The following is a 748-nucleotide window of genomic DNA, read 5'->3' on the forward strand; positions in this document are numbered from 1 at the left end:
GGCGCAGCAGACCATCGCCGCCGCTGAACTGTCCGCCAGCGACCTGGCAGGGATCTACTGCGTGGGAGGCAGCGCGCGCCTACCGCACCTGGACGCGGCGATCACCGAGCACACCGGGCTCACGCCGACCATCGTGGCCGAGCCTCAGCTCGTCGCGGCGCTCGGCGCTGCCGAGGCTGGCCCCGCGAACCCCGGCCCGGCGGCTGCGGTAGGCGTACCGGTGCCGCCGGTGCGCAGGGCTATCGAGATCGCGGTGCCAGGATTCGCGTCTCTGGCGCTGATCTGGCAGTGCATCGTGACCGCCGAGCGCCACAACGTCACCCTGGGCATGCACTACTGGGTCAGCTTCAACTGGGGTGGACTGGCCATGGCCGCCGTGTTCGCCCTGCTGTCATGCCTCGCTACGGGAACCCTCCTCGGTTCCCTGATTGCAGCGCGCAGTCCGACACCGGACGTCCGAACAGAGGGCGGAAAGGTCAGTATCGGCATCCTCGCTGCCGTCTCCCTCGGGGCCGCCATCGCCGGCCTCTACGCCGTGGTCACCAGCCAGTACTTCGCCCTGCCGGTAGGTAGTTTTCTGCGCTGGGCACTATGGCCCATCACCCCTATCGCGGTGTTGGCGCTCGTGATGGCGATCGTTGCCGCCCGCCAGTGGCGCACACCGCACGGCGGCTGGTCGGCCCTGCTGGCCGCACCAACCGGCTCCGTCATCGCTGCCGCCCTCGGCATGCTGCTGATCCAATATTCG

General features: G+C 69.3%; 1 protein-coding gene. It reads left to right on the forward strand.

Annotated features, from left to right (window positions below; all coding sequences use genetic code 11):
• On the forward strand, window positions 1-748 hold a 748-nt coding region (locus Vqi01_RS31215; protein ID WP_239098786.1), incomplete at both ends, for an Hsp70 family protein.

Origin of the sequence: Micromonospora qiuiae (genome assembly GCF_016863555.1) — a bacterium.
In the GTDB taxonomy this organism is placed as follows: Bacteria; Actinomycetota; Actinomycetes; order Mycobacteriales; family Micromonosporaceae; genus Micromonospora; species Micromonospora qiuiae.